Source organism: Pseudomonas sp. TUM22785, from assembly GCF_028198105.1.
Taxonomy (GTDB): Bacteria; Pseudomonadota; Gammaproteobacteria; order Pseudomonadales; family Pseudomonadaceae; genus Metapseudomonas; species Metapseudomonas solani.
The window spans coordinates 849,885-876,413 of sequence record NZ_CP116239.1 but is presented as its reverse complement, the minus strand read 5'-3'; the positions used below and the strand labels follow the sequence as shown (position 1 = coordinate 876,413).

Genomic DNA, 26,529 nt, shown 5'->3' with positions numbered 1-26,529 from the left:
TTTCATGTTGCTATCCCTGGAACCCCGCACGCAGCAGTCGCGCGCGATGCTCCTGCTGTCCCCGGTGCTGGCCGGCCTGCTGACCCTGGCCTGTGGCTCGGCGCTGTTCGTCGCCCTCGGCCATGACCCGCTGGAAACCCTGCACGCCCTGCTGGTGGCGCCCATCAGCGACCTCTACGGAATCTCCGAGCTGCTGGTGAAGGCGCTGCCCATCCTGCTCTGCGCCCTGGGCCTGGCGGTGGCCTACCAGGCGCGCATCTGGAACATCGGCGCCGAAGGCCAGCTGCTGCTGGGCGCCCTGGCCGGCAGCGCCGTGGCGGTGCACATCATCGACTGGGAAAGCCGCTGGGCCCTGGCCCTGGTGCTGGCCGCCGGCATGCTCGCCGGTGCCGCCTGGGGTGGCCTGGCGGCCTGGTTGCGCACGCGCTTCAACGCCAACGAGATCCTCACCACCATCATGCTCAACTACGTGGCCCTGAACCTGCTGCTCTATGCGGTGCACGGCCCGCTGAAGGACCCGGCAGGCTTCAACTTCCCCGAGTCGGCCATGTTCGGCGATGCCTCGCGCCTGCCGCCGGTGGTCGAGGACCTGCGCCTGCACATCGGCCTGTACTTCGCCCTGTTCGCCCTGGTGGCGGTGTGGGTGCTGCTGCACAAGAGCTTCCTCGGCTTCCAGATCAAGGTGCTGGGCCTGGACAAGCGCGCCGCCGGCTTCGTCGGCTTCCGCGAGAAGCGCCTGGTGTGGCTGGCGCTGTTGGTCAGCGGCGGCCTGGCGGGCCTGGCCGGCGTCGGCGAGGTCACCGGCCCCATCGGCCAACTGGTGCCGCAGGTGTCGCCGGGCTACGGCTACGCGGCCATCACCGTGGCCTTCCTCGGCCGCCTCAACCCCTTCGGCATCCTCGTCGCCGGGCTGCTGATGGCACTGCTGTTCCTCGGCGGCGAGAACGCGCAGATGGCCCTCAACCTGCCGCAATCCATCACCCAGCTGTTCCAGGGAATGATGCTGTTCTTCCTGCTCGCCTGCGACGTGCTGATTCTGTATCGGCCACGCTTGGCGTGGAGCTGGAAGCCGAAAGCCGGAAGCTTGAAGACGGTGCAGCCGACATGAACGACGCTTTTTCTTCCAGCTTCGAGCTTCCGGCTTCCCGCTACAAAACCAGTGCTGTCCCTCCTGCTCACCTGCGACGTGCTGATTCTGTACCGGCCACGATTTGCGTTGAGCTGGAAGCCGAGAGCCGGAAGCTTGAAGACGGTGCAATCGACATGAACGACGCTTTTTCATCCAGCTTCCAGCTTCAAGCTTCTCGCTACAAAACTGGTGCTGTTCCTCCTGCTCACCTGCGACGTGCTGATTCTGTACCGGCCACGCTTTGCGTTGAGCTGGAAGCCGAGAGCCGGAAGCTTGAAGACGGTGCAACAGACATGAACGGCGCCTTTTCTTCCAGCTTCGAGCTTCCAGCTTCCCGCTACAAAACCGAGGTTTCCCCATGGATCTAGATCTGCTGACCAACATCCTCTACGCCATGGTCCGCTGCGGCACGCCGCTGCTGCTGGTCGCCCTGGGCGAGCTGGTGTGCGAGAAGAGCGGCGTGCTCAACCTCGGCCAGGAAGGGATGATGCTGTTCGGTGCGGTGGTGGGCTTCATCGCCGCCATCAGCACCGGCAACCTGTGGCTCGGCGTGCTGCTGGCGATGGCCGCCGGCATGCTGCTGTCCGCCCTGTTCGCCCTGGTGGCCCTGGGCTGCAACGCCAACCAGGTGGCCACGGGCCTGGCGCTGACCATCTTCGGCATCGGCCTGTCGTCCTTTGTCGGCGCCGCCTGGGTGGGCAAGCCGCTGTCCGGTTTCGAGCCGGTGGCCATCCCGCTGCTCAGCGGCATTCCGCTGCTGGGCAAGATGCTGTTCAGCCAGGACCTGATGGTCTACCTGTCCTTCGCGCTGTTCGCGTTCATCGCCTGGGCGCTGCTCAAGAGCCGCATCGGCCTGGTGCTCCAGGCCGTGGGCGAGAACCCCGACGCGGCCAGCGCCATGGGCCTGCCGGTGCTGCGCGTGCGCACCCTGGCGGTGCTTTTCGGCGGGGCCATGGCGGGCATGGCCGGGGCCTACCTGTCCCTGGCGTACACGCCGATGTGGGCGGAGAACATGACCGCCGGGCGCGGCTGGATCGCCCTCGCCCTGGTGGTGTTCGCCAGCTGGCGGGTGTTCCGCGTGCTGCTCGGCGCCTACCTCTTCGGCCTGGCCAGCATCCTCCACCTGGTGGCCCAGGGCGTCGGCCTGGCCATCCCGGCCAACCTGCTGGCGATGCTGCCCTATGTGGCGACCATCCTGGTGCTGGTGCTGCTCTCCCGCGATGCCGTGCGCACCCGCCTGTTCGCCCCCGTGTCCCTGGGCCAGCCGTGGAAGGGTGGGCACTGACCTGACAACACTCCCGGGCTGAAGCCCGGGCTACAGGGTTGGGCCGTGCGAAGCGTAGCCCGGACTTCAGTCCGGGAAGCCCAGGCACACGCACTCAATAAACGGCTACTCTTGCCGGTCTTCACATGCAGAGGACCGCACATGAGCAGCACACAAACCGCATTGATCATCGGCGCCTCCCGGGGCATCGGCCTGGGCCTGGTCAAGCAACTGCAGGCCGCCGGCTGGCAGGTCACCGCCACCGTGCGCAACCCTCAGGGCGCCGGCGACCTGGCCGCGCTGGAGGGCGTCGAGGTGAAAACCCTGGACCTGGACAGCGTCGCCGGCCTGGAGACCCTGGCCGGTGAGCTGGACGGCCGCACCTTCGACCTCATCCTGGTCAACGCCGGGGTCTACGGCCCGGCGCACCAGTCCGCGGTGCAGGCCACCGAGGCCGAGATCGCCCAGCTGTTCCTCACCAACGCCGTGGCGCCCATCCGCCTGGCCCAGCGCCTGCGCGACAACCTGCTGCCCGGCGGCACCCTGGCCTTCATGAGTTCGATACTGGGCAGCGTGGCCGGCAACGACGCCGGCGGCCTGGCGCTGTACCGCGCCAGCAAGGCCGCGCTGAACACCCTGACCCGCAGCCTGGTGGCCGAATGGGGCGACGCGTCGCCCACGGTGCTGAGCCTGCACCCGGGCTGGGTGAAGACCGACATGGGCGGCGAGTCAGCCGAGATCGACGTCGCCACCAGCGTCCAGGGCCTGGTGCAGCAGATCGAAGCCTTCGCCGGTCGCGGTGGCCATCACTACATCGACTACCAGGGCCAGACCATTCCCTGGTGACGCACCAGCAGGCGGCGGGCAGCGCTCGCCGTGCACCATCCGCGCTCGCGGATGGTGCGCAACGCCTGCAGCGAGGGGCCTGGCACGCGGCTTTGCGCGCGGCTTGTCCAGTTGGTCAATTTTTTGCAATCGCCTGGTCAGCCCACAGGGCACAGCAAAGAACAACAGACCAGGAGCCCCATCCCCCATGTTCGATTCCAAGAAGAACCTGCTGCGCACGCTCGTCGCCGCCATCGGTTTCAGTGCCACCCTCGGCGCTTCCGCCGCCGACCCGCTGAAGGTCGGCTTCGTCTATGTCGGCCCCATCGGCGACCACGGCTGGACCTACCAGCACGAGGAAGGCCGCAAGGCGCTGGTGGCCAAGCTGGGCGACAAGGTCGAGACCAGCTTCGTCGAGAACGTCGCCGAGGGCGCCGATGCCGAGCGGGTCATCCGCAACATGGCCAAGGGCGGCTACGACCTGATCTTCACCACCTCCTTCGGCTACATGAACCCCACCGCCAAGGTGGCCAAGCAGTTCCCCAAGGTCACCTTCGAGCACGCCACCGGCTACAAGCAGGACAAGAACCTCGGCACCTACCTGTCGCGCTCCTACGAGGGCCGCTACGTCGGCGGCTACCTGGCGGCGAAGATGACCAAGAGCCACAAGATCGGTTACATCGCCTCCTTCCCCATCCCGGAAGTGATCCGCGACATCAACGCCATCCAGCTGGCCCTGAACAAGTACGACCCGCAGGCCGAGATCAAGGTGGTCTGGGTCAACTCCTGGTTCGACCCGGGCAAGGAAGCCGACGCCGCCAACGCGCTGATCGACCAGGGCGTGGACGTGGTCTTCCAGCACACCGACAGCCCGGCGCCGATCCAGGCCGCCGAGCGCCGTGGCGTGTACTCCGTGGGCTACGCCTCGGACATGGCCCACTTCGGCCCGAAGGCCGTGCTCACCTCCATCGTCAACAACTGGGGGCCGCACTACATCCAGGCCGCCGAAGGCGTGATGGCCGGCACCTGGAAATCCCAGGACTACTGGGGCGGCCTGGCCGAGGACACCATCCAGCTGCCCATCAGCGACCTGGTGCCGGCCGACGTGAAGGCCGAGGCGGAGAAGATCATCGCCAGCATCAAGAGCGGCGAGTTCCACCCCTTCACCGGCCCGATCAAGGACCAGAGCGGCGCCATCAAGCTGGCCGACGGCGTGACCGCCACCAACGCCGACCTGGCCGGCATGAACTACTACGTCGAAGGCATCAAGGCGGAACTGCCGAAGTAAGCGCAGCCCCTCTCCCCCCACCGGGGAGAGGGTGTTCTCCCACAGGATCCAAGGATCACCGATGAACCAGCTCCCCATCATCGACATCGCCGCGCTCTACGGTGATGACCACCAGGCCTGGCAGCAGGTCGCGGCGCGCATCGACGCCGCCTGCCGCGACTGGGGCTTCTTCTACATCACCGGCCACGGCATCGCCCCCGCGCGCATCGAGGCACTGCTGGCGGCGGCCAAGGCCTTCTTCGCCCAGCCCGAGGCGGAGAAGCTGAAGATCGACATCACCCGCACGGCGCACCATCGCGGCTACGGCGCCATCGCCACCGAGCAGCTCGACCCGAGCAAGCCGAGCGACCTGAAGGAGACCTTCGACATGGGTTTCCACATGGACGCGAACCACCCCGAGGTGCTGGCCGGCAAGCCCCTGCGCGGCCCCAACCGCCACCCCGAACAGGCCGGCTGGGCGCCGCTGATGGAGCAGCACTACGCCGACATGCAGGCCCTGGCGCAGACCCTGCTGCGGGCCATCGCCCAGGCCCTGGGCATCGACCGCGACTTCTTCGACCAGCGCTTCGCCGAGCCCATCAGCGTGTTCCGCATGATCCACTACCCGCCGCGCCATACCGCCAGCTCCGCCGAGCAACAGGGCGCCGGCGCGCACACCGACTACGGCTGCGTCACCCTGCTCTACCAGGACGACGCCGGCGGCCTGCAGGTGCAGGATGTGCGCGGCCAGTGGATCGACGCGCCGCCGATCGCCGGCAGCTTCGTGGTCAACATCGGCGACATGATGGCGCGCTGGAGCAACGACCGGTACAAGTCCACCCCGCACCGGGTCATCAGCCCCCTGGGTGTGCACCGCTACTCCATGCCCTTCTTCGCCGAACCGCACCCGGATACGGAAATCAGCTGCCTGCCCAACTGCTCCAGCGCCGAAAACCCGCCGAAGTACCCGGCGGTGACCAGCGCCGAGTACCTGCTTTCACGCTTCGCCGACACCTACGCCTATCGCCGCGAAGAAACCGCCTGAGCGCGTGGGCGAGTGCCGTTCGCCAGGGGCCGCCGGGTGGCCCCTGGGGCAACACCGTTCGGGCGGCTGCTCGGCGAAATCCTGTCCGGGAAGTTAAACTTGCAGGCGACCTTGCCTGATAACGAGAAACCACCATGTACGACTGGCTCAATGCCTTGCCCAAAGCCGAACTGCACCTGCACCTGGAAGGTTCGCTCGAGCCCGAGTTGCTGTTCGCCCTGGCCGAACGCAACAAGGTCACCCTGCCCTGGCATGACGTCGAAACCCTGCGCCGCGCCTACGACTTCGGCAACCTGCAGGAATTCCTCGACCTCTACTACGCCGGCGCCGATGTACTGCGCACCGAGCAGGACTTCTACGACCTGACCTGGGCCTACCTGCAACGCTGCAAGGCGCAGAACGTCATCCACACGGAACCCTTCTTCGACCCGCAGACCCACACCGATCGCGGCATCCCCTTCGAAGTGGCGCTCAATGGCATCCGCCATGCCCTGGACGACGGCCGCAAGCAGCTCGGCATCAGCAGCGGGCTGATCCTCAGCTTCCTCCGCCACCTCTCCGAAGACGAGGCGCAGAAAACCCTCGACCAGGCGCTGCCCTTCCGCGACGCCTTCGTCGCCGTGGGCCTGGACAGCTCCGAGATGGGTCACCCGCCGAGCAAGTTCCAGCGCGTGTTCGACCGTGCCCGTGGCGAAGGCTTCCTCACCGTCGCCCATGCCGGCGAGGAAGGCCCGCCGGAATACATCTGGGAGGCCCTCGACCTGCTGAAGATCGAGCGCATCGACCACGGCGTGCGCGCCATCGAGGACGAGCGCCTGATGCAACGCATCATCGACGAGCAGATCCCGCTGACCGTGTGCCCGCTGTCCAACACCAAGCTGTGCGTGTTCGACCACATGAGCCAGCACAACATCCTCGACATGCTCGAGCGCGGTGTGAAGGTGACGGTGAACTCCGATGACCCGGCCTACTTCGGCGGCTACGTCACCGAAAACTTCTACGCCCTGCACGAACACCTGGGCATGAGCCAGGATCAGGCCCAGCGCCTGGCGCAGAACAGCCTGGATGCACGGCTGGTGAAGTAAAGGAAAAGGGCCGCGATGCGGCCCTTTTTGCGGGTGGACATGGGCCGGCTTCGCCATGGAGCAGGCGCCTATCCGCTAGCAACGCGAAATCCATGTCGTCGGCCCAACATCGCTGGGGCTCACCTCTCTCTCCATAGACAGGAGCCTCTTGCTCCGTGGGGCGGCTAGCACCGCATGGGCAATGAATAAGTCCCCAGAGAGGCCTACAATTCCCCGCAGAAAAAAGCGCTATCCGCCCTTCGGCCTTGCTTGCCGATCACGAATGAGGCCGACATGAAAGCCACCTCCGATGAGCTCCAGCATTTCGTCAGCGTCGTCGAGTGCGGCTCCATCAGCGCCGCCGCCGAGCACCTGGGGCTGACGCCGTCAGCGGTGAGCCGCACCCTGTCGCGCCTGGAAGAGAAGCTGGCCACCACCCTGCTGAACCGCACCACGCGGCGCATGGAGCTGACCGAGGAAGGGCGCTTCTTTTTCGACAGCGCCAAGGAGATCCTCCAGCAGATGGAGGCCCTGGAAGAACGCCTGGCCCTGCGCCAGCAGAAGCCCGCCGGGCGCCTGCGCATCAACGCCGCCTCGCCGTTCATGCTGCATGCGGTGGTGCCGCATATCGGCGAGTTCCGCGCGCTGTACCCGGACATCCAGCTGGAGCTAAACACCAACGACCAGATCATCGACCTGCTGGAGCACCGCACCGACCTGGCCATCCGCATCGGCCCGCTGAGCGACTCCACACTGCACGCGCGGCCCCTGGGCGCCAGCCGCCTGCACTTGGTAGCGAGCCCGGATTACCTGGAGCGCCACGGCATGCCCGACAGTGTGGAGGCCCTCAAGGCCCATCGCCTGCTGGGCTTCACCCAACCGGAAAGCCTCAACCAGTGGCCGGTGCGCCATGTCTGCGGCAACCAGCTTTCGGTGCAGCCGAACCTGCGTGCCTCCAGCGGTGAGACCCTGCGCCAGCTGGCCCTGGCCGGCCAGGGCATCACCTGCCTGGCCAGTTTCATGACCGACCAGGACCTGGCCGAGGGCCGCCTGGTGGCGGTGCTGGCCGAGCACATGAGCGACTACCGCCAGCCGATCCATGCGGTGTACTACCGCAACTCGCAGCTGGCCCTGCGCATCCAGTGTTTTCTCGACTTCATCCAGGCGCGCCTGACCGGCGCCCGGGCCTAGCACAGATCCACCCGCCTTTGGGACGCGGCTCCCGGGGCGCGAAAGCCATGAACCCCGGGTCTGTCAGACCCTTCTCAGCCGCGCAGCGCGACGCTGCCGCGCAGCATGTCCAGCAGTGCGTCCACCAGTTGCTCGGCCTGTTCGGCCAGGGGGAAGCGCCCGGGCGCCAACAGCCAGTGGGCCTGGAGGCCGTCGATGTACGCGTGCAGCGTGACTGCGGCGCGGGTGCAGTCGAGCCCCTCGGGGAGCTGTCCCCTGGCCACGGCATTGGCCAGGGCGCGGGCAATGCGTTGGTCACATTCCAGGCTGAAACTCTGCATCTTCTGCCGCAGGTCGCCCAGCTCGTCGGTGAACTCGCATTTGTGCTGGAGTATCTCGCTGATGCGCCGGCTGCGCGGGTCCAGCTCCACCCGCTTGAGCAGGCGCACCAGCAGTTGGCGCATGCGGCCCAAGGGGTCGGGCTCGTCCTCGCTCTCGCTGGCGCGGGCCAGCTCCTCCAGCGGGGTGCGCAAGCGTTCGTGCATGGCCTGGAAGACGTCGACCTTGTTCTGGAAGTGCCAGTAGATGGCCCCGCGGGAGACACCCGCCCGGGCGGCGATATCCGCCAGGGAGGTACGTGAGACGCCCTTGTCGTAGAACACCTGTTCGGCGGCATCCAGGGTCTGGACACGGGTCGCTTCGGCTTCTTCTTTGGTTCGTCTGGCCATGCAGGTGACTCTGAGAGTGGGGACAGCAGCGAAAGAACGCCTCACCCTCGACACATTATCTGACAGAGAGATGAGAAGATTCGTTTACAAACGTTCACGTACGTAAGTATATTCGTTAGCTGACTAAACAATCCACCCACGCTCCCTGCATGGGTACCGCCCGCCCGGGCAAACGTATCGAACGAGGTCTTTTCAGATGCAGAAGAAGCCAGCCTTCGCAGCTATGGTTTCCGCCGTCGCTCTGGCTACGCTCACACTCGCCGGCTGCAAGGAGGCCTCCGCGCCGCCGCCCGCGCAGACACCTCAAGTGGGCATCGTCACCCTGAAATCCGAGCCCTTCACGCTCACCGCCGAGCTGCCGGGCCGCACCACCGCGTTCCGCATTGCCGAAGTTCGCCCGCAAGTGGACGGCATCATCCAGAAGCGCCTGTTCAAGGAAGGCTCGGAAGTGAAGGCCGGCCAGCAGCTCTACCAGATCGACCAATCCGTGTACCAGGCGACCTTCAAGAGCGCCGAGGCGACCCTCGCCTCCAGCCGCTCCCTGGCCGACCGCTACAAGGATCTGGTGACCGACCAGGCCGTCAGCCGCCAGGCCTATGACGAAGCCCAGGCCGCGCGCCTGCAAGCCGAAGCCGCCCTGGAGAAAGCCCGCATCGACCTGCGCTACACCAAGGTGCTGGCACCGATCTCCGGCCGCATCGGTCGCTCCAGCGTCACCGAGGGCGCCCTGGTGAACAACGGCCAGGCCTCCGCCATGGCGACCATCCAGCAGCTCGACCCGATCTACGTCGACGTCACCCAGCCGACCAAGGACCTGCTGCGCCTGCGCCGCGACCTGGAGAGCGGCCAGCTGCAGAAGGCCGGCGACAACGCCGCCAAGGTCAAGCTGATGCTGGAAGATGGCAGCGAGTACGGCCACGAAGGCACCCTGGAGTTCTCCGAGGTGTCGGTGGACGAAGGCACCGGCTCGGTAACCCTGCGCGCCGTGTTCCCCAACCCCGACCACGACCTGCTGCCCGGCATGTTCGTGCACGCGCAGCTGAGCTCGGGCGTGAACCAGCAGGCCATCCTCGCGCCGCAGCAAGGCGTGACCCGTGACCTCAAGGGCCAGGCCACCGCGCTGGTGGTCAACGCCGAGAACAAGGTGGAGCTGCGCCAGCTGGAAGCGGACCGTACCGTCGGCGATCGCTGGCTGGTGACCAAGGGCCTCAACCCGGGTGACAAGCTGATCACCGAAGGCCTGCAGTTCGTCCGCCCCGGCGCCGAAGTGAAGACCGCCCCCGCGACCAACGTCGCCGAATCGAAGTCGGTGGATCCCGACCTGGCGAAAAGCCAATAAGGAGCGTCTTCCATGTCGAAGTTCTTCATCGACCGGCCGATCTTCGCCTGGGTGATCGCGCTGGTGATCATGCTCGCGGGCGGCCTGGCCATCCTCAAGCTCCCGATCAACCAGTACCCGAGCATCGCCGCGCCCGCCGTCGGCATCCAGGTGTCCTACCCCGGCGCCTCGGCGCAGACGGTGCAGGACACCGTGGTGCAGGTGATCGAGCAGCAGCTCAACGGCATCGACGGCCTGCGCTACATCTCCTCGGAGAGCAACTCCGACGGCAGCATGACCATCACCGCCACCTTCGAGCAGGGCACCAACCCTGACATCGCCCAGGTGCAGGTGCAGAACAAGCTGCAGCTGGCGACCCCGCTGCTGCCGCAGGAAGTGCAGCAGCAAGGCATCCGCGTGACCAAGGCAGTGAAGAACTTCCTGCTGGTGATCGGCGTGGTGTCGGTGGACGGTTCCATGGACAAGAACGACCTGTCCAACTACATCGTCTCCAACATGCAGGACCCGATCTCGCGCACCAAGGGCGTGGGCGACTTCCAGGTGTTCGGCTCGCAGTACGCCATGCGCATCTGGCTCGACCCCTCGCGCCTGAACAACTACCAGCTGACCCCGGTGGACGTGAAGAGCGCCATCCAGGCGCAGAACGTGCAGGTGTCCTCCGGCCAGCTCGGCGGTCTGCCCGCCTCCCCCGGCACCCAGCTCAACGCCACCATCATCGGCAAGACCCGCCTGCAGACGCCCGAGCAGTTCGGCGCCATCCTGCTCAAGGTCAACCGTGACGGCTCCCAGGTGCGCCTGCGCGACGTCGCCCGCGTCGAGCTGGGCGGCGAGAACTACGCCATCAGCGCGCAGTTCAACGGCAAGGCGGCCTCGGGCATGGCGATCAAGCTGGCTACCGGCGCCAACGCGCTGGACACCGCCAAGGCGATCCGCGAAACCATCGACCAGCTGAAGCCCTTCTTCCCCGCCGGCATGGAAGTGGTGTTCCCCTACGACACCACCCCGGTGGTCTCGGCCTCCATCGAAGGCGTGGTGCACACCCTGGGCGAAGCCATCGTGCTGGTGTTCCTGGTGATGTTCCTGTTCCTGCAGAACTTCCGCGCCACCATCATCCCCACCCTCGCGGTGCCAGTGGTGCTGCTCGGCACCTTCGGCGTGCTGGCGATGTTCGGCTTCACCATCAACACCCTGACCATGTTCGCCATGGTGCTGGCCATCGGCTTGCTGGTGGACGACGCCATCGTCGTGGTGGAGAACGTCGAGCGGGTGATGGCCGAGGAAGGCCTGTCGCCGCTGGAAGCCACGCGCAAGTCCATGGGCCAGATCCAGGGCGCACTGGTGGGCATCGCCCTGGTGCTCTCGGCGGTGTTCCTGCCGATGGCCTTCTTCGGCGGCTCCACGGGCGTGATCTACCGCCAGTTCTCCATCACCATCGTCTCCGCCATGGCGCTGTCGGTGCTGGTGGCCCTGGTCTTCACCCCGGCCCTCTGCGCCACCATGCTCAAGCCCATCGCCAAGGGTCACCACGCCCCCAAGCGCGGCTTCTTCGGCTGGTTCAACCGCACCTTCGACCGCAGCGTGAACGGCTACGAGCGGGGCGTGCGCGCCATCCTCAAGCGCAAGACGCCGTACATCCTGATGTACCTGGTGATCGTCGCGATCATGGCCTGGCTGTTCACCCGCATCCCCACCGCCTTCCTCCCCGAGGAAGACCAGGGCGTGCTCTTCGCCCAGGTGCAGACCCCGGCCGGCGCCAGCGCCGAGCGCACCCAGGTGGTGGTCGACCAGATGCGCGAGTACCTGCTGGACAAGGAGAAGGACACCGTCAAATCCGTGTTCACCGTCACCGGCTTCAACTTCGCCGGTCGCGGCCAGAGCTCGGGCATGGCCTTCATCATGCTCAAGCCATGGGAAGAGCGCCCCGGCGCCGAGCACAGCGTGTTCTCCCTGGCCCAGCGCGCCCAGCAGCACTTCTTCAGCTTCCGCGACGCGATGGTCTTCGCCTTCGCCCCGCCGGCGGTGCTGGAACTGGGTAACGCCACCGGCTTCAACTTCTTCCTCCAGGACCGCGCAGGCGTCGGCCACGAGCAGCTCAACGCCGCCCGGGACAAGTTCCTCGAACTGGCCAACAACAATCCGGTGCTGACCCGCGTGCGCGCCAACGGCCTGTACGACGAGCCGCAGTACCAGTTGCAGATCGACGACGAGAAGGCGCGTGCCCATGGCGTCTCCCTGGCGGACATCAACAACACCGTGTCCATCGCCTGGGGTGCCAGCTACGTCAACGACTTCATCGACCGTGGCCGTGTGAAGAAGGTCTACCTGCAGGGCGTACCGGAGGCGCGGATGAACCCCGACGACCTCGGCAAGTGGTACGTGCGCAACGACCAGAACGAAATGGTGCCGTTCAGCGCCTTCGCCTCCGGCGAGTGGGTCTACGGCGCGCCGAAACTGGCCCGCTACAACGGCGTACCGGCCATCGAGATCCTCGGTGAAGCGGCGCCTGGCCACAGCTCGGGCGAAGCGATGGCGGCGGTCGAGGAAATCATCAAGCAACTGCCGGCCGGCGTCGGTTACTCCTGGACCGGCCTGTCCTACGAGGAACGCCTCTCCGGTGCCCAGGCACCTGCGCTCTACGCGCTGTCGCTGCTGGTGGTGTTCCTCTGCCTGGCGGCCCTGTACGAGAGCTGGTCGATCCCCTTCTCGGTGATGCTGGTGGTGCCCCTGGGCATCCTCGGTGCGCTGCTGTTCACCAGCATGCGCGGGCTCTCCAACGACGTGTTCTTCCAGGTAGGGCTGCTCACGACCATCGGCCTCTCGGCGAAGAACGCGATCCTCATCGTCGAGTTCGCCAAGGAGCTGCACGAGCAGGGCATGAGCCTGTTCGACGCCGCCATCGAGGCGTGCCGCATGCGCCTGCGTCCGATCATCATGACCTCGCTGGCGTTCATCCTCGGCGTGGTGCCCATGGCCATCTCCAGCGGCGCCGGTTCGGGCAGCCAGCACGCCATCGGTACCGGCGTGATCGGCGGCATGCTTACGGCAACGGTGCTGGCGATCTTCTGGGTCCCGCTGTTCTACGTACTGGTCTGCTCGCTGTTCAAGGACAAGCGCAGCAAAGACGAACTGACCAAGGAGGCCGCCGAATGAGGCAGTCCCTGCTGTCCCTCGCGGTCGCCAGCGTCCTGCTCGGCGGCTGCTCGCTGATCCCCGACTACCAGCGCCCCGAGGCGCCGGTGGACGGCGCCTGGCCCCTGGGCGAGGCCTACACCGCCAACGCCAGCGGCGCGCAGACCACCACCGCTGTGGTGGACCTGGGCTGGCGCGAGTTCTTCAAGGACCAGGCGCTGCAACGCCTGGTGGAAACCGCCCTGGCCAACAACCGCGACCTGCGCGTCGCCGCGTTGAACATCGACGCCTACCGCGCGCAGTACCGTATCCAGCGCTCCGAGCTGTTCCCCAGCATCTCGGCCGACGGCAGCGGCACCCGCCAGCGCCTGCCGGCGGACCTGTCCAGCAGCGGCCGCGCCACCACCAGCGGCCAGTACTCGGCCACGGTGGGCGTCAGCGCCTGGGAAATCGACTTCTTCGGCCGCCTGCGCAGCCTCAACGAGCAGACCCTGGAGCAGTACTTCGCCAGCGAGGAAGCCCGTCGCAGCACGCAGATCAGCCTGGTGGCCAGCGTCGCCAACGCCTACCTGACCCTGCAGGCCGACCAGTCGCTGCTCAAGCTGACCCGCGACACCCTGAAGACCTACCAGGAAAGCTTCGCCCTCACCCAGCGCAGCTTCGACGTCGGCGTCGCCGATGCCCTGGCCCTGAGCCAGGCGCGCACCGCCGTGGAAAGCGCCCAGGTCACCCTGGCGCAGTACAGCCGCCTGGTGGCCCAGGACCGCAACGCCCTGGCGCTGCTGCTGGGCAGGGGCGTACCCGGTGACCTGCCGCAAGGCGAGGTGCTGGGCGACGACCAACTGGCCGAAGTGCCCGCCGGCCTGCCCTCCGAGCTGCTGCAACGCCGCCCGGACGTGCTCCAGGCCGAGCACCAGCTCAAGGCCGCCAACGCCAGCATCGGTGCCGCGCGCGCTGCGTTCTTCCCCAGCATCAGCCTCACCGCCAATGCCGGGACCAAGAGCGCCGAGCTCTCCGGCCTGTTCGACGGTGGCTCCGGCAGCTGGCTGTTCCAGCCGCAGATCAACCTGCCGATCTTCACCGCCGGCCGCCTCAAGGCGAACCTCGACTACGCCGAGGTGCAGAAGGACATCCAGGTGGCGCAGTACGAGAAAGCCATCCAGACCGCCTTCCAGGAAGTCGCCGACGGCCTCGCCGCCCGTACCACCTTCGAGGAGCAGCTCACCGCCCAGCGCAACCTGGTGCGCACCTCCGAGGACTACTACCGCCTGGCCGAGCGCCGCTACCGCACCGGCGTGGACAGTTACCTGACCCTGCTCGACGCCCAGCGCCAGCTGTTCAGCGCGCGCCAGCAGTTGATCAGTGACCGCCTCAACCAGCTCACCAGCGAGGTCAACCTGTACAAGGCCCTCGGCGGTGGCTGGAACGAGCGCACCGGCAGCGCCCAGGCGGCACCGGCCAACCCGCAATCCTGATTCGCGTGTCCAGGCCCATGGATTGGGCCACCCTTGCTGCGCGAGGCCCCCATCAAGCTTGATGGGGGCTTTTTTATGGGCCGGGGAAAAACCGCAGCAGGCGCCGAACGCTCCGTCCCCCGTCGCCCGCAGCCGCCCCAAGTTGATGCAGGACTGTTCGATCGGTCAGGTATGCGCGCCCATAACCGTGCACGGGCAAGCCTCCCGCAAGTCGGAAAAACCCGTTGGTCACGAAACAACCGCTTGAAACATCGGGGTTTATCCAGATAATCCCGCGCCCGGGGAAGGTGTCGGAGAAAACTGGCTCCTTTCTTGCTCTGGCAGCCAAGCCTGACCAATCAGACAACTTCTACGCAGATAGAAAGATAACCAAGCACCAGGAGCCCAACCCGAATGAACCGTACCCTCTCCGCTCTCGCGCTCGCCGGTGGCCTGCTGGCCTGCGGCCAAGCCCTGGCCGACGGCCCCCTGCTGTGGCAGAACAACAGCGTCACCTACCTCTATGGCAAGGATTTCAAGGTCAACCCGGAAATCCAGCAGACCTTCACCTTCGAGCACGCCAGTGGCTGGACCTGGGGCGACCTGTTCATCTTCGCCGACCAGATCAACTACAACGGCAAGGCCGACGCCAACGCGGGCAACAACACCTACTACGGTGAAATCTCCCCGCGCCTGTCCTTCGGCAAGCTGTTCGACCAGAAGATCGCCTTCGGCCCGGTGACCGACGTGCTGCTGGCCGCCACCTACGAGCGCGGCGAGAACCGCAACCAGAACTACCTGGTGGGCCCGGGCTTCGACCTGGCCATCCCCGGCTTCGACTACTTCCAGCTGAACTTCTACTACCGCAAGCCCGACGGCATCACCAACAACCCGTCCGGCCAGTGGCAGGTCACCCCGGTGTGGTCGTACACCCTGCCGGTGGGCGACTCCGACATCCTCATCGACGGCTTCATGGACTGGGTCTGGAACAACAAGGACGCCACCAGCAGCCGCCCGAACGACCTGCACGCCAACCTGCACTTCAACCCGCAGATCAAGTACGACCTGGGCAAGGCCATGAACCTGGGCGCCAAGCAGCTCTACGTGGGCGTCGAGTACGACTACTGGAGCAACAAGTACGGCATCGACGATGACAGCTTCCTCGGCGACGACATCCTCGGCGGCACCGACCAGAACACCGCCAGCCTGCTGGTCAAAGTGCACTTCTGATCCAGCCCCGCCCCGCCGCCTCCACGGCGGCGGGGCACCTCGCGCGTCGGGCTCGTGCCCGCGCCGGGTTCGGTGATATGTTTGCCCGGCTTCAGTCCGTGCAGCCCGAGGGATCGATGAGCAGTAACCGCAAGATCGGCATCCGCATCAAGAACACCGAGAAGATCCTCCTGGCCGCCGAAAAGGTCTTCGCCGAGCGAGGCTTCGCCGCCACCTCCATGCAGGACATCGCCCAGGAAGTCGGCCTGCCCAAGTCCAACCTGCATTACTACTTCGCGACCAAGGAAGACCTCTACCGCGCCGTGCTGCAAAGCCTGCTGGAAGAGTGGGAGCAAGACGGCACCTGCTTCGAGATGTTCGACGACCCCAGCGTCGCGCTGACCAGCTACATCCGCGCCAAGATGAACCGCTCGCGCACCCGCCCCCATGGCTCCAAGGTCTGGGCCGCCGAAGTCATCCACGGCGCCCCGCAGCTCAAGGAAGCCCTCGACGGCCCCCTCTACGACTGGGCCAAGCTCAAGGAAGAAAAGATCCGCCAGTGGGTCGAGAGCAAGCGCATCCTTCCGGTCGAACCCTCCAGCCTGCTGTACATGATCTGGGCCTCGACCCAGCACTACGCCGACTTCGACCACCAGGTGATGGTGCTCAACAATCACCAGCCGTTGAACGACCAGCAGTTCGAACGCGCCGTGCAGACCGTCACCGCCGTCATACTCCGTGGCATCGGTCTGGCGACTTAGAAGCAGCGGCAAGCTTCACGTTGCAAGCGGCAAGAAAAGTCTGGAGTGGCGGGGAGTGGGCGGCCCAGCCTGGGCATTCGAGGGGCTTGGATAGCTGGAAGCTGGAAGCTGGAAGCTGGAAGCTGGAAGAAAAGCCCAGCCCCCCGCCCCACCCTACGCAATCGATGATCAGCTCAAATCACAGCCACTCGGCGTCGCCCAGGTGCTGGTGGGTTTCTGCGCCTTGACGCTGGCCGGCACGCTGATGCCCACGGCGCTGGTACCGATCAGGCTTTCCAGCTCGGAGATGCTCTTGATGTAGCTGTTCAGGCTGCCCAGGCCGGCCTGGTTGGGGATGTACCAGCTGATGGCCTTGGTCTGCCCGGTGGCGGTATCGGTGGTGACGATGGTCTTCCAGAAGTAATCCGGCGTGCGGATGCCGTGGGACGACAGGAAGTAGTCGTTGGAGGTGTCGTTGTAGACCACCCCGCCATACACATAGACGGTGGCCAGGTCGCGGTAGCACTCAGCGACATTCTCGGCCGCCACCCAGATGCCCTGATTGAAGCTGGCCACCTGCGGCACGATGTTGCTCATGTAGTTGGCGCGCTTGATGTAGGTGGCGTTGTAGTCCATGTGGTTGGAGGTCACCAGGTGGCCACGGTCCCAACCCGATACCACGCTGGCGTAGGACGAAGAGCTGGTCTGGCCGGCACAACCGCTGGGCAGGTCCGGATCCAGGTAGAAGGACGAAGGCCTCGCCGCCGAACCGGTGTCGGTGGTCAGCACGTACTCGTAGCGCAAGGCGGTGTGGTTGTCGCAATCGTAGGTGAGGTTGTAGCCGCCCTTGCTCAGGGTGACGGTGGCGGCGAAGGCCGAGGTGAAAGGGACGCAGCAAAGCGACAGCAGGAGGGCGATACGTTTCATTGCTTTTTCTTCCTTGCAGGTGCGGGCCTCCCACGGCGGGAAGCGCTCGGGTGGAAAAAACGAAACCAGGCGATGTCTGTTGCGATTGATCTACGGCGAGGCGCCCAGGGCGGGCGCACCGTGCGGTGGGCTGCACGGTGGTGCACTGGCGGCCCGGCAGCACAGGGGAGCACTACCGAGCCGGTCAGTCACCGGGGGAGACGATAACCTGTCTCTAATGACAGGTTCGTGAAACCTAGAGCAAGGAGTGCGACGCTGGCAAGCGGCCCTGAATTAATCACAAGCCACTGATTTTCATCGTAATAATATTTTTCTCACCATTATGGTGAGCGCACATCCAAATTGACGCATAGGTCAACTAAAGGAAGAAATCCACCGCCAGGCCTCGCCCCTCGGGCAGCTGCCAGCGCCCGGGGCCGGTCATGCGGGAGGACAGCCAGGAAGGGATGCACCAGTTCGGAACCTGTTCGAGCAGTCAGAAACCACGACTGCATCACAGCTTCCGTACGGGGTGTGCCGGGACCGGCACGGGGAAGAAGGGCGGGCCCTCCAGAACAGGAGGGCCCGGGATGGGTCAGTTGCCGGCGGGCGCCATCATGGCGTCGACGCTTTCACCGCGCGGGCGGCTCAGCTGCGGCAGCAGGGAGCCCAGCAGCATGCCCAGCACGCTGAACAGCAGGCCCGCCAGTTGCGGCGGCCAGAAGTCGGTTTCCTGGTAATTCATCTCCAGGAACACCCAGGAGGCCAGGCCGAAGCCGATGGCGGTCAGCGCGCCCTGGGTGGTGGCGCGCTTCCAGAACAGCCCGGCGAACAGCGGCACCACGGCGGCGACCAGGGTCACCTTGTAGGCATTGCCGACCATCTCGTAGATGCTCGCGTCCGAATACAGGGCGAACAGCGAAGTGGCCACCGTCATGCCCAGCACGCTCAGGCGCATGGCGAGCAGGAACTGGCGGTCGTCCATATCCGGCAGGAAGCGCTTGAGCACGTTCTCGGTGAAGGTCACCGAAGGCGCCAGCAGGGTGCCCGAGGCGGTGGACATGATGGCCGAGAGCAACGCGCCGAAGAACATCACCTGGGCGAACAGCGGGGTGCGCTCCATGATCAGGTGCGGGAGGATCATCTGCGCATCTTCCGCCAGCCACTTCTGCACCATCGCCGGGTCGATCATCGAGGCCGCATAGGTGAGGAAGATCGGCAGCATGCAGAAGCCCAGGTAGAAGCAGGCGCCGGCCATGGAAGCTCGTGCGGCGATGTTCTCGGTCTTGGCCGACATCACCCGGGCGTACACGTCCTGCTGCGGGATGGAGCCGAACATCATGGTCACCGCCGCGCCGAGGAAGGCGACGATGTCACGGGGTTCGAAGCCGTGCATGAAGGCGAACTTGCCCTCGCTGGCAGCGTGGCTGATCACCACCTCGGCGCCACCGGCCATGTCGCCGATCAGCCAGGTCAGGTACAGCAGGCCGGCGACGATGATGATCATCTGCATGAAGTCGGTCAGCGCCACCGACCACATGCCGCCAAACAGGGTGTACAGCAGCACGATGCCGGTGCCGATGAGCATGCCCTGGGTGGTGGTGATGGAGCCGTCGGAGAGCACGTTGAACACCACGCCCAGCGCGGTGAGCTGCGCTGCCACCCAGCCCAGGTAGGAGCCAATGATCACCAGGCTGGTGATCAGCTCGACATTGGGCCCGAAGCGCTTCTTGAAGAAGTCGCCGATGGTCAGCAGGTTCATGCGGTACAGCGGGCGGGCGAACACCAGGCCCACCAGCATCAGGCAGCCGAAGGAGCCGAACGGGTCTTCGATGATCCCGGCGAAGCCTTCCTCGATGAAGGTGGCGGGGATGCCCAGCACCGCTTCGGAGCCGAACCAGGTGGCGAACACCATGGCCGCCACCAGCGGGAAGGACATGCTGCGGCCGCCTGCCGCGAAATCCTTGGAGTTCTTGACGCGAGTGGAGGCGTAGAAGCCAACACCGACGGTGATCAGCAGGTAGACCGCAACAAACCAGATCAGCATGTGTGAGTTCCAGTGGCTCGCCCGTCGTCTGGCCTGCCGGACCTGTGTCCACCCAGGGTCGCCGCGACTGACAGAATTTTTGTTTTAGGCGCGTCACAACCGGGCGGGATCATCCGTCATGGCTTCAGGAGCCCTGCACGGCAACCGCGACCTCCTGCCGCAACGGGCGAGCAGTCTGCCAAAGCCGTCAAATATGTCAAACAGTTACAAGCCAGATGACTACAAAAAACGACAGGCGCGCCTTCGGATTGTCAGACAACCCGTTGATGCACCGATCATTTCTTCGCCAGCGCCAACCCATCAGTTCCTTATTTTTTACAGGAGGCGTTGCAAAAGCAGAACAGCAGCCAGCCCGCCAAAGCTCTGCTAGCCTCCTCCCGTCATCCATGGAGCCGCTTCATGCACGCCCTGAGCCCTGAGCAGACCCGCGCCTACCTGGCCCACATCGACCAGCCGGCCCCCACCCTCACCGACCGCGCCACCCTCGACCGCCTGATCAAGGCCCACCTGGACCGGGTCGCTTTCGAGAACGTCGACGTCCTGCTCGACCGCCCCATCTCCATCGACGCCGAGGCGGTGTTCGCCAAGGTGGTGGAGCGCAGCCGTGGCGGTTACTGCTTCGAGATCAACGGCCTGTTCGGGCGCCTGTTGCTGGCCCTGGGCTTTCGCGTCACCCCGCTGGCGGCGCGGGTGCGCTGGGGGTTGCCGGACGATGCGCCGCTGACCATCACCTCGCACTTGCTGCTGAGGGTGGACCTGGACGGCGGCCCGGTCATCGCCGATGTCGGCTTCGGCTCCGCCAACCCCACCCGCTCGCTGTCCCTGCAGGGCCATGAGGACCTCGGCGAGCTGCCCTTCCGCCTGCTCCCGCCCGACGCCGGGCACGATGACCATCAGCTGGAAACCTTCCTGGGCGATGCCTGGGTGCCGGTCTACCGCTTCGACCTGCAGCCCCAGCACTGGGTCGATTACGTGCCCCGCAACTGGTACACCTCGACCCACCCGGACAGCATCTTCCGCCAGATGCTGGTGGCCGCCCGCACCCAGGGCACGGAGCGCTTCACCCTGCGCAACGGCACCTTCAACCGCCGCAGTGCCGACGGCCAGGTGAACCAGCGCCTGCTGGAAAGCGCGGACGAAGCCATCGCCGTGCTGCGCCACTACTTCCTGCTGGGCATCAGCGAAGAGGAAGAGCCCCGGCTGCGCGAGCGCCTGGAAGGCCTGCTGCGCGGCTGAACCGGCGCACCGCTACTCGGGCAACTGCACAACGGCACCCTCGTCGGCCTTCTTCTCGCCGGGCTTCTTGCCCTCGCGTGAGTGGTGCTCGATCACCGCGTTGAGCTCGGCGCCAAACAGCAGCACCGCCGCCGAGATGTACAGGTAGAGCAGCAGGATGATGATGGCGCCGATGCTGCCGTACATGGCGTTGTAGGTGGCGAAGTTCTTCGCGTAGTAGCTGAAGCCCATGGACGCCACCAGCCACACCAGCACCGCCAGCACCGAGCCGGGCGTGATGAAGCGGAACTCCTGCTTCACATCCGGCAGCAGGTAGTAGACCGACGCCACCACCATCATCAGCAGCAGCACCGCCACCGGGATGCGCAGCCAGTTCCACAGCAGCACAACCACATCCTCGATGCCCAGTTGCCCGGCCAGCCAGTTCATCACCTGCGGTCCGGTGACCATCAGCCCTGCCGCTGCCAGCAGGAAAGCCGCCACGCCCACGGTGTAGAGCACCGACAGCGGGATGCGCTTCCAGGTCGGGCGCCCTTCCTCCACGTCATAGGCGCGGTTCATCGCATCCATGCTCGAGCGGATGGCCGATGACGACGACCACAGCGCCACCACCGCACCGATGGAAAACAACCCCGGCTTCTGCGTCTGCAACTGCTCGATGGCCGGCAGCACCAGGTCCATCGCCGCCCCCGGCAGCACCAGCGTCGCCTGGGCCTGCAGCCAGTCGAAGAACTCAGGCAACTCGAGGAAGCCGATCACCGCGATCAGCAGCAACAGGAAGGGGAACAGCGAGAAGAACATCTGGAAGGCCAGCGCCGAGGCATAGGTCGGCAGCTCGTCATCGATGAACTCGGTCACGGTGCGGACCACGATGGTGCGCCACCCGACATTCCTCAACCCCAGAGAACGGATCATCTGCCTGCTCGCTATTTTCATCCCCATACAAGGGCAATGGACGGCCATAGCGGTCATTGAGTTCAGGCAACGCGCCTGGCGCGTGCCTTCCGACGGACGGCAGCAGCCCCTGGGATAGACGCCGCCGCTCCGCTTAAGGGCCGGAAATACCTGGCCGAACGCCCCTTCGCGACGCCGTCCCGTGGGCTACTTTCGTCGGAGAACGCGGAATGAACGGCGTCTTCGCCGGTCTCTAGCGGTGCACCACCTGCACAAATCGGACGTACGCCATGACCCCAATCATCCGCTCCACCTTGCACCTCGCCAGCTGCCTGCTGTTGATGCTGGGCCTCTCTGCCTGCAGCACCCTGGCCCCGCGCGACCCGGTGCGCATCGACCTGGTGGGCATGGAGCCGGTGCCCGGCCAAGGCTTGGAAATGCGCTTCATGGTCAAGCTGCGGGTGCAGAACCCCAACGACACCGCCATCCGCTACAACGGCATCGCCCTCGATCTCGACATCAACAACCAGCCCCTGGCCAGCGGCGTCAGCGACCAGGCCGGCGAAATCCCGCGCTTCAGCGAAGCCCTGGTGAGCGTCCCCGTGACCGTCTCTGCCTTCTCCGCCATGCGCCAGGCCTGGGGCTTGGCCAACAGCCACAACACCGGCCGCCAACCCGGCGTCCCCTACACCGTGCGCGGCAAGCTCGGCGGCGGCTTCTGGAACACCGTGCGCTTCAACGAAGCCGGCCTGCTCAGCCTGCCGGAGCCGGCGACGGTGTATTGACCAACGGTAAGGAACACACAAACGGCAACGGCGCGCTCTGCTGTAGGGGCGACTTCAGTCGCCAAAGCAGGCCCCGCTGGGTGCCGCCTGCGGCCTCGCCTGGTGGATGAAAAGAGCGTCATCCACCCTCCAAAAGGCTGTCGCCTGGGAGGGGCTACTCCCCCAGCACCAGCGCCATCAACCACGAGGTCGCTTCGATCACGTCCACCTCGTCGGTGTCGATCTCGCAGTCGGCGTCGGTGGGGGCTTCGTAGGGGCTGTCGAGGCCGGTGAAATTGCTGATGCGGCCCTGCATCGCCGCCTGGTAGAGGCCCTTGGGGTCGCGGCGGGCGCAGGTCTCGAAGCTCGTGCTGACGTAGACGCAATGGAATTCGTCGACGCTGAACAGCGCCCGTGCCGCCTCGCGGTCGGCGCGGAACGGCGAGATGGCGGCGACTATCACCACCAGCCCCGCATCCACCATCAGCCGCGCCACCTCGGCGATGCGCCGCACGTTCTCCCGGCGCGCCGCATCGTCCATGCCCAGGTCACGGCACAGGCCGTTGCGCAGGTTGTCGCCGTCGAGCACGAAGGTGTGCAGGTTACGTGCGTTCAGCTCCACTTCCAGGGCGTTGGCCAGGGTGGATTTGCCGGAGCCGGAAAGCCCCGTCAGCCAGATGCAGCAGGGCCTCTGGTGCTTGATCGCCGCCCGTGCCGAGCGCGGCAGGGCGAGGTTGTAGGGGCGGATCCAGGGCAACAGGGCGGAAGGTGCGTGCTTATGCATAGCCGAGCAACTCGTAGTCACGTTGGTAAACCTGGCGCACGATCTCCCGCGTGCGCGCCGTGCAGATGTCCTTCACCGGCAGCGCCTCGCGCCGTAGCGAGGGATTGGAGTGAGGCAGCGTCCGATTGCAGCCTAGCAGCTCGCAGAGCGCCGTGAAATCGCGCTCCAGGTGTTCCTGATAGCCGATGAAATCCAGCGCCAGGTGGCCGAGGGAATCCATCAGGAAGTCGGTCTGCGGGGCGAAGTGGATCTGCCGCCGCACGTTATCCACATGCAGCCAGCGGGCGACGAAGTCATCGAAGCCCTGGTAACTGCTGACCAACCGCTTGGCCGCCTGGTGGCGCGGACGCAGTTCGTTGCCACGCAGGTAGACGTAGGCCGAGAAGGCACGCTCCAGTGGGTCGCGGACGAAGCTGAACTTGAAGGCCGTGGCGTATTCGGTAGGGAACTGCTGCTCGTACCAGTACAGCGGCAGGTGCCCGGCGCGCCAGCCGCCGAACAGCGCATCGCCCACGCTGGAGCCAGCGCACTTGGGCACGTGGATGAATAGGCAGCCCTGGCGCCGGAAGGGCTCCGGGTAGCGCAGGTTGCCCGACATGGAGCGGTTGACGGCGGCGCGGTCGACCACCGCCATCCGCCCCAGCAGGAAGGCCCGCTGCGACTTCGGCATGAGCTTCCACAGGACACGTTGAAACATCGATTCCCCCCGCAGGAACGGCAGGCACTCCATCGCCATCGGACTGGTTCCACGCCTTGTACGTCCTGGGCATGGGTTTACCTGCGGCAGGCTAGCAAGGCGGCAGCCGGGAAATATTTAGCCTTGGTCAAGCCGGTAAGCAGTCCGATACAAGGGCCATCATTACGCCACCCCCGACAGCGACCACTAAAACCTTATATAATCTGCGGTCTTTTTTTCACCCGATTGCGAGATACGCCGTGAGCACCCTGCCCCCCTGCCCCCAATGCAACTCCGAATACACCTATGAAGACGGCCAGAACCTGGTCTGCCCGGAGTGCGCCCACGAATGGTCCGCCAACGCCGCCGACGCGCCGGCCGATGAAGGCAAGGTGATCAAGGACTCCGTCGGCAACGTCCTGCAGGACGGCGACACCATCACCGTGATCAAGGACCTCAAGGTCAAGGGCTCGTCCCTGGTGGTGAAGGTCGGCACCAAGGTCAAGGGCATCCGCCTGGTGGATGGCGACCACGACATCGACTGCAAGATCGACGGCATCGGCGCGATGAAGCTGAAGTCGGAATTCGTGCGCAAGGTCTGAGCCCTTCTCAGGCAGCAAAAAGCCCGGCATATGCCGGGCTTTTTCATGCCTGCGGTAACCACTGTCTTAACACCAGGTCACTCGCCCGGGCTGAAATGCCCCATGAAGATCACCTCCTTGATCTCCCGCATGTAGGGCTGGAAGCGCGGGTCGGCGCCGTTGAAGGCACGGGCCGCGCTGAGGGCGCTTTCATGGGAGGACCACTCGGCGAGGTCGGCGAACACATGGCTGCCTTCCACCGAGATGAAGCTGCGGAAGCCGATGAAGCCGTCGCAGGTCTTCAGCGCCTCGCGCACACCGGCACGGATTTCGGCGATGCGCTCTTCGCGGCCGGGTTTAGTCTTGAACAGCACCAGTTCCAATACCGAAGAATCTTGCATGGCGATCGCCCTTCCGTTGGTTGAGACTGCCCAGCCTATGCCTCCTCTGCTGACAACGTTCTGTCAGTGGCCTGCGCCTCTTGCAACTGCGCCTCGCAACTGCGGTGGCGCATGTAGCTGGCCAGGCTCAGCCCCTCGGGCGCCGGCGGTGCATCGGCCAGACGCGCCAGGTTGCGGATGCGGTCGACACGGAAGTCACGGTACTCGCCACGCAGCACACACCAGGCACCCACCGTCCACTTGCCCACCCAGTAGAACAACCCGAGTGGGAAGATCACCCGCTGCGAAGCGCGGTCGTCCAGGCTCAGGTAGTCGATACGCACCGCCGCCTGTTCGCCGATGGCACGCCGCAGGCTGTCCCAATGGCGCAGTTGCTCCGGGGTGAAGGGGCTGACGAATGCCCGAACCGGTGCGCTCTGCGGGTCGAGGGCGTGCTCGGGCACCACCGCCTGGATCTTGCTCAGCAGCGAGCGCGCGGCATCGGCCATCTCGTCGCCCACGGTGCGCGACAGTAGCTCCACGCCCAGCAGCAGGGCGTCCAGCTCGTCGCGGTTGAGTGCCAGGGGCGGCAGCTCGAAATGCTCGTCCAGCGCATACCCCACGCCGGCCTCGCCGTAGATCGGGATGCCGCTCAGGGACAGGTCGTCCACGTAGCGATAGATGGTGCGCGTGGAAACTCCCAGCCGTTCCGCCAGGCGCTGGGCGGTGATGGGCTGGTGGGTGCGGATCAGGTTGACGACCTGGAACAGGCGATCGGCCTTGCGCATGGAAGGGAGCCGTATTGAGGGGAATACCGGCAGGCATTTGGGCACAGCCCAACGGTAAAAACCAGCGCCGCCGAGCCGTTCCGGTGATACCTGGCGAACACCCTCGCAAACCGGCGAGCTCCCTCAGGAAAGCCACCCGCTGCTCAGAAAAATCCTGCCCGGCCTTCTATGCTCGGTGGCGCCGCCCATCAGGTAACGAGCCATGTCCAGCAAGACGGAAATCATCCAGCAGTTCATCGCCTCCGGCGCAGCCGACTTCGCCGAAGCCAACAGTTCCAACAGCTACTACTGCAGCCACCACCCCAGCATCACCCCGCTGGTGAAGAAGCCGCCGAAGGAGCTCGATGACGCCACCCTGCAGACCTTTTATTACTACCTGCTGCTCAATGGCGGCACACCGCCGACCACCAGCGAACTCCAGCTCGGCCTGCTCGCCCGTGCCGCAGAAGATGCCGCCCAGGTGCTGGCCGAACACGGTTACCCGCGCTGCCGCCTCAACCGCTGGGAAATGGTCCTGCTGTTCGACGGCGAGATGACCCTCGACGCCCATGCCCGCCGCCTCGCGCTACTGGCCCAGGTCGGCCGCTTCGCCCACCAGCCCGGCATGCTGGCGAAAAAGCAGAAGCTCAAGGCCGAGTTCGGAGGCGACGCCTGGCTGCACGGCGAAATCGCCCGCGTGCTGCGCGCGGTTCCCTTCGCCCGCCTGACCTTCAACCGCGACAACTTCGACCTCAGCCTGCCCCTGGTCGGCATGCTCTTCATCTACCTGCTCGGCGCCGACGAGGCCGACCAGCGCGAGCTGTTCGCCTGGCTCAAGCACGCCACCGACGCCATGCACGACATCCCCAACTACAAGACCCGCGACCAGCTCGTGCGCAGCCTTGCCTGGGTGCTGTTCCGCTTCGCCGAAGCCGCCGACGCCAAGGTGCTGGAACAGGCCATGCTGGCCGAGTACGGCGAAACCTGGTGCCGCGACTATCCGTGATGGCGGAAAAACCACCAGCCGCCTGAATGCTACGGGCGGCTTGCCCTGCAGCCATCCATCCAAAACTTATCCACAGCTTGCCCCACAGAAATTGTGGGCAGTGCACGGGCGCTCCATACCCGTAG

The 26,529-nt window shown here is 65.6% G+C and carries 25 protein-coding genes; 17 read left to right on the top strand and 8 right to left on the bottom strand.

Annotated features, from left to right (window positions below; translation table 11 throughout):
• Positions 1-4 precede the first annotated feature (4 nt).
• From PI990_RS04120 to PI990_RS04085, 8 genes are all read left to right on the top strand, one after another.
• Positions 5-1,108 (top strand): ABC transporter permease, encoded by a 1,104-nt coding sequence (locus PI990_RS04120; protein WP_271659898.1) that lies wholly within the window; start codon positions 5-7, stop codon positions 1,106-1,108.
• On the top strand, positions 1,105-1,497 hold the full coding sequence (locus tag PI990_RS04115) for a hypothetical protein (protein ID WP_271659897.1): 393 nt from the start codon (positions 1,105-1,107) through the stop codon (positions 1,495-1,497). The genes PI990_RS04120 and PI990_RS04115 overlap by 4 nt, the downstream gene beginning before the upstream one ends.
• Positions 1,488-2,414 carry an ABC transporter permease gene (locus PI990_RS04110; protein WP_271659896.1) on the top strand — a complete coding sequence of 309 codons (927 nt, stop codon included), beginning with the start codon at positions 1,488-1,490 and terminating at the stop codon, positions 2,412-2,414. The genes PI990_RS04115 and PI990_RS04110 overlap by 10 nt, the downstream gene beginning before the upstream one ends.
• A 141-nt stretch (positions 2,415-2,555) precedes the next feature.
• Entirely contained in the window at positions 2,556-3,239 is a 684-nt protein-coding gene (locus PI990_RS04105; RefSeq protein WP_271659895.1) for an SDR family oxidoreductase, read from the top strand.
• Positions 3,240-3,426: 187 nt separating this feature from the next.
• Positions 3,427-4,506, top strand: a complete 1,080-nt coding sequence (locus PI990_RS04100; protein WP_021216792.1) for a BMP family ABC transporter substrate-binding protein — start codon at positions 3,427-3,429, stop codon at positions 4,504-4,506.
• 61 nt (positions 4,507-4,567) lie between these two features.
• Positions 4,568-5,530, top strand: coding sequence for a 2-oxoglutarate and iron-dependent oxygenase domain-containing protein (locus PI990_RS04095; protein ID WP_271659894.1), 963 nt, complete (start codon positions 4,568-4,570; stop codon positions 5,528-5,530).
• Between the two features lie 134 nt (positions 5,531-5,664).
• Complete coding sequence (locus PI990_RS04090) at positions 5,665-6,615, top strand: adenosine deaminase (RefSeq protein ID WP_021216794.1); 951 nt, start codon at positions 5,665-5,667, stop codon at positions 6,613-6,615.
• A 273-nt stretch (positions 6,616-6,888) separates the two neighbouring features.
• A complete protein-coding gene (locus tag PI990_RS04085; RefSeq protein WP_271659893.1) occupies positions 6,889-7,785 on the top strand; it encodes a LysR family transcriptional regulator in 897 nt (298 codons plus the stop codon).
• A 74-nt stretch (positions 7,786-7,859) separates the two neighbouring features.
• Here the strand turns inward: PI990_RS04085 and PI990_RS04080 are convergent, their stop codons facing one another.
• Positions 7,860-8,492 carry a TetR family transcriptional regulator gene (locus PI990_RS04080; RefSeq protein ID WP_271659892.1) on the bottom strand — a complete coding sequence of 211 codons (633 nt, stop codon included), beginning with the start codon at positions 8,490-8,492 and terminating at the stop codon, positions 7,860-7,862.
• A 196-nt stretch (positions 8,493-8,688) separates the two neighbouring features.
• Between PI990_RS04080 and PI990_RS04075 the strand changes: the two genes are divergently transcribed.
• From PI990_RS04075 to PI990_RS04055, 5 genes are all read left to right on the top strand, one after another.
• On the top strand, positions 8,689-9,831 hold the full coding sequence (locus PI990_RS04075; protein ID WP_031288879.1) for an efflux RND transporter periplasmic adaptor subunit: 1,143 nt from the start codon (positions 8,689-8,691) through the stop codon (positions 9,829-9,831).
• 12 nt (positions 9,832-9,843) lie between these two features.
• Positions 9,844-12,981, top strand: a complete 3,138-nt coding sequence (locus PI990_RS04070; RefSeq protein WP_021222361.1) for an efflux RND transporter permease subunit — start codon at positions 9,844-9,846, stop codon at positions 12,979-12,981.
• On the top strand, positions 12,978-14,435 hold the full coding sequence (locus PI990_RS04065; RefSeq protein WP_271659891.1) for an AdeC/AdeK/OprM family multidrug efflux complex outer membrane factor: 1,458 nt from the start codon (positions 12,978-12,980) through the stop codon (positions 14,433-14,435). Before PI990_RS04070 ends, PI990_RS04065 begins: the two co-directional genes overlap by 4 nt.
• Before the next feature lie 393 nt (positions 14,436-14,828).
• On the top strand, positions 14,829-15,644 hold the full coding sequence (locus tag PI990_RS04060; RefSeq protein ID WP_271659890.1) for an outer membrane protein OmpK: 816 nt from the start codon (positions 14,829-14,831) through the stop codon (positions 15,642-15,644).
• A gap of 116 nt (positions 15,645-15,760) precedes the next feature.
• Entirely contained in the window at positions 15,761-16,384 is a 624-nt protein-coding gene (locus PI990_RS04055; protein ID WP_043247406.1) for a TetR/AcrR family transcriptional regulator, read from the top strand.
• Positions 16,385-16,552: 168 nt separating this feature from the next.
• Here the strand turns inward: PI990_RS04055 and PI990_RS04050 are convergent, their stop codons facing one another.
• Both PI990_RS04050 and PI990_RS04045 read right to left on the bottom strand, forming a co-directional pair.
• Positions 16,553-17,290 carry a DNA/RNA non-specific endonuclease gene (locus PI990_RS04050; RefSeq protein WP_271659889.1) on the bottom strand — a complete coding sequence of 246 codons (738 nt, stop codon included), beginning with the start codon at positions 17,288-17,290 and terminating at the stop codon, positions 16,553-16,555.
• 574 nt (positions 17,291-17,864) lie between these two features.
• Positions 17,865-19,316, bottom strand: a complete 1,452-nt coding sequence (locus tag PI990_RS04045) for a sodium:solute symporter family protein (RefSeq protein WP_043245962.1) — start codon at positions 19,314-19,316, stop codon at positions 17,865-17,867.
• Between the two features lie 399 nt (positions 19,317-19,715).
• On the opposite strand from PI990_RS04045, the gene PI990_RS04040 reads away from it, so the two are divergent.
• Positions 19,716-20,552 (top strand): arylamine N-acetyltransferase family protein, encoded by an 837-nt coding sequence (locus PI990_RS04040; RefSeq protein ID WP_271659888.1) that lies wholly within the window; start codon positions 19,716-19,718, stop codon positions 20,550-20,552.
• A 12-nt stretch (positions 20,553-20,564) separates the two neighbouring features.
• Here the strand turns inward: PI990_RS04040 and PI990_RS04035 are convergent, their stop codons facing one another.
• The gene (locus tag PI990_RS04035; RefSeq protein ID WP_043245960.1) at positions 20,565-21,467 is read right to left on the bottom strand and encodes a YihY/virulence factor BrkB family protein; all 903 of its coding nucleotides are present in this window, start codon (positions 21,465-21,467) and stop codon (positions 20,565-20,567) included.
• A gap of 269 nt (positions 21,468-21,736) precedes the next feature.
• On the opposite strand from PI990_RS04035, the gene PI990_RS04030 reads away from it, so the two are divergent.
• A complete protein-coding gene (locus tag PI990_RS04030) occupies positions 21,737-22,231 on the top strand; it encodes an LEA type 2 family protein (protein ID WP_271659887.1) in 495 nt (164 codons plus the stop codon).
• A 154-nt stretch (positions 22,232-22,385) separates the two neighbouring features.
• Here PI990_RS04030 and cysC read toward each other — a convergent pair whose 3' ends face one another.
• Both cysC and PI990_RS04020 read right to left on the bottom strand, forming a co-directional pair.
• Entirely contained in the window at positions 22,386-22,994 is a 609-nt protein-coding gene (gene cysC / locus PI990_RS04025) for an adenylyl-sulfate kinase (protein ID WP_021219691.1), read from the bottom strand.
• A complete protein-coding gene (locus tag PI990_RS04020) occupies positions 22,987-23,691 on the bottom strand; it encodes a sulfotransferase family 2 domain-containing protein (RefSeq protein WP_271659886.1) in 705 nt (234 codons plus the stop codon). The genes cysC and PI990_RS04020 overlap by 8 nt, the downstream gene beginning before the upstream one ends.
• Before the next feature lie 239 nt (positions 23,692-23,930).
• Between PI990_RS04020 and PI990_RS04015 the strand changes: the two genes are divergently transcribed.
• The gene (locus PI990_RS04015; protein WP_021219689.1) at positions 23,931-24,272 is read left to right on the top strand and encodes a zinc ribbon domain-containing protein YjdM; all 342 of its coding nucleotides are present in this window, start codon (positions 23,931-23,933) and stop codon (positions 24,270-24,272) included.
• A gap of 77 nt (positions 24,273-24,349) precedes the next feature.
• Here PI990_RS04015 and PI990_RS04010 read toward each other — a convergent pair whose 3' ends face one another.
• Positions 24,350-24,652: an antibiotic biosynthesis monooxygenase family protein gene (locus PI990_RS04010; protein WP_271659885.1), complete on the bottom strand. Its 303-nt coding sequence runs from the start codon at positions 24,650-24,652 to the stop codon at positions 24,350-24,352.
• Positions 24,653-24,687: 35 nt separating this feature from the next.
• A complete protein-coding gene (locus PI990_RS04005) occupies positions 24,688-25,419 on the bottom strand; it encodes a helix-turn-helix transcriptional regulator (protein ID WP_271659884.1) in 732 nt (243 codons plus the stop codon).
• Positions 25,420-25,621: 202 nt separating this feature from the next.
• Between PI990_RS04005 and PI990_RS04000 the strand changes: the two genes are divergently transcribed.
• Positions 25,622-26,404 carry a hypothetical protein gene (locus PI990_RS04000; protein ID WP_271659883.1) on the top strand — a complete coding sequence of 261 codons (783 nt, stop codon included), beginning with the start codon at positions 25,622-25,624 and terminating at the stop codon, positions 26,402-26,404.
• Positions 26,405-26,529: the final 125 nt, after the last annotated feature.